Here is a 2520-nt window from a genome sequence, read left to right on the forward strand (position 1 = left end):
ACCTCGGTGACCGTCCGGCCTGCGGAGTCGACGAGCGCGATCGCGTCCCGTTTGAACTCCGCGGTGTACCGCCTCGTGTACTTGCTTCCCACCTGCTGCTACTTCCTCTGGAACCTCATGTCCCAGTCTCCAGGTGTCCACGATCAAGGGGAAGCTTCATGACCCACATCCGCTGGTATCTCGGACAGGTCAGTGACCGGATGGCGGAGCACTACGTTCACCTGACCAGCACCGACCTGGAGAACGTGCTCCAGCACGTCTGGGTCGCCGGGCCCGGCACCGCACAGCCCGGCGAACTCCTGGCCGGGGATACTGCTCCGCTCACCCGCGACAGGCCCAGGGCCTGGCAATCGACCTCTCCCGTCGCAGCACCCCGGCCGAGGGAGGCTTCTGCACCTTCCAGCACCCCGGCCGAGGGAGGCTCAGCAGGCGCCTTGGCGTCGGTTGCGAGGTGCTGGCTGCCATGGGTCGGGGAGCCTGCTTGGCTCTCCTGGCTTGTCGGGCGAGTCGGTACTCGTCGGCTTCACGGATGAGTTCCTGAGAGCGGATCTGGTGCAACTCGAAGTGCATGCCGCTCGCTCCTACTGCTGGAGCTCCACGACGTCGGCGACCACGCAGCTGACGTTGTCGGGGCCGCCGGAGCCGTTGGCGAGTGCGATGAGTTCGCGGACCGCCTGCTCGGGCTCACTGATCTCGGAGAGCACCCGGTGGATCTCTTCGGTCGGCACGACGGTCGACAGGCCGTCGGAGCAGAGCAGATATCGGTCTTCCCGCTGGGCGTCGTGCAGGCGCATGTCGGGGGTGCCATCGGCTCCTTGACCCATGGCCCGAATCAACAGGGACCGCTGGGGGTGGGATACGGCCTCCTCCGGGCTGAGGCGTCCTTCGTCGACCATCGACTGCACCATGGTGTGATCGTGGGTGATCTGGAACAGCTCTCCGGCGCGCAGGAGGTAGACGCGGGAGTCGCCGATGTGGACGAGGGCCAGCTGTGAGCCGGTCCAGAGCATTGCGGTGAGTGTGGTGCCGGCCTGTTCGGGCGATGAGGCGGGTCCGGCGATGCCGTTGACGGCCTGTTTGGCCTGTTCGATGGCGTCTTCGAGGAGGTTGAGGAGATCGCCTGCCGGGATGCTGTCGGTTTCGAGGTGCTTGAGCGCGTCGACAGCGGCGGCGCTGGCTGGGGCTCCTGTGCTGCCGAAACCGTCGGCGACGGCGAGCAGGCGGGACCCGGCGTAGGCGGTGTCCTGATTGCTCTCGCGGACAAGGCCCGTGTCGGAAAGGGAGGCGTAACGGATTCCCAGGGGCTTGGTTGTGGAAGACATGGCGGGGTCCTTCCAGGACAGATGGTCGATGAGGAAGGAAGCGAGGTTCCGCCGCGCGGCGGTGTCGGCCTCGACCTGGGCCCAGAATGCGCGGATCTCCTGGGCTGCCGCGGCTGATTCCAGCATGCTGACGTGCTGGATGCGAGCCAGGGGCATCCCCAGGCGCCGGAGCCAGGCGACGAGCCGGGCCTGGTCCAGTTGTTCCGGTGCGTAGAGGCGGTAGCCGGTCACCGGGTCGACGCGAGCGGGGGGCAGCAGTCCAAGCTCGTCGTAGAGACGCAGCGCCTTCGGTGACAGCCGGGATGCCTTCGCGAACGTCCCGATGGTCAGCAACCCCATGCCCGCTCTCCTCCTCATGCCGAGCACGTCGCCCGGCCTCACCGATGCTGTGGCTTCCCCCAAGGTGAAGGTCAACTAGCGGCTCTCCGGCCGAACAGCAAACCCCAGATCTGGCTCCGGGCGATCCTGCTGCCCGGCTGCTTCGATGCGCATGGCGGTCCGCTTGAGTTCGGTGAGGAACCACGCCCGAGCCGTGGTCCGGAGCGCTCGTTCCTGGGGCAGTCGTCGGTTGAACTCCGTGTCAACGGCCACGGTGATACCCAGGTAGGTGGCCGTTGGGTGTCCAGGCTGGTGGCCATCAGAAACCCAGGCGTGTGGCCAGTGGTGTTCCTGGGGGTGGGGGTCAGTTCAAGGGGATCACTCCCTTCCCGGCGAGGGCCTCGGCGAGGCGGTGTGAGTCGCCGGTGGTGGTCACGAGGTGAGCGTGGTGCATGAGGCGGTCGGTGCTCGCGCCCGCGAGGGTCTTCGGCATGATCGTGTCGAAGCCCGAGGGGTGGATGTTGCTGGTCACGGCGATGGACCGGCGTTCGTAGGCGGCGTCGATGATCCGGTAGAACGCTTCGGCGGCGTCTCACCGACGGGCAGCAGGCCAATGTCATCAATGACGATCAGATCCGGGCGACGGTCCGTGCGGTGGAACCGTCGACCTTCGACTTGCCGATCGCGGCGCTGAGCGTTTCCAGGGTGAACCAGGACACCCGCATGTCCTTCTCGATCGCGGCCTGGGCGAGGCCCTCGGTGAAGTGGCTCTTGCCCGTCCCTGACGTTATCAGCGGGGCGTGAGCCCCTCGATTCTCTGTCTGCAACGAGCGTCACCGTGAGCGTTCTGTGTCGTTGATGCATTGCTATCAACGGGAGT

At 66.5% G+C, this 2520-nt stretch carries 1 protein-coding gene and 1 pseudogene; both read right to left on the bottom strand.

Annotated elements, in window-relative coordinates; translation table 11 throughout:
• Positions 1 to 581: 581 nt before the first annotated feature.
• A complete protein-coding gene (locus ACIP8W_RS31865; RefSeq protein WP_402205898.1) occupies positions 582 to 1661 on the bottom strand; it encodes a MerR family transcriptional regulator in 1080 nt (359 codons plus the stop codon).
• 343 nt (positions 1662 to 2004) lie between these two features.
• Positions 2005 to 2425, bottom strand: a pseudogene (locus ACIP8W_RS31870) (ATP-binding protein); the annotation flags it as partial.
• Positions 2426 to 2520: the final 95 nt, after the last annotated feature.

Origin of the sequence: Streptomyces sp. NPDC088554 (genome assembly GCF_044752945.1) — a bacterium.
In the GTDB taxonomy this organism is placed as follows: Bacteria; Actinomycetota; Actinomycetes; order Streptomycetales; family Streptomycetaceae; genus Streptomyces.

What these genes read in the sequence shown, in the direction of transcription:
- ACIP8W_RS31865 (WP_402205898.1), bottom strand. Translation starts at nt 1,661, where the DNA reads ATGGGGTTGCTGACCATCGGGACGTTCGCGAAGGCATCCCGGCTGTCA.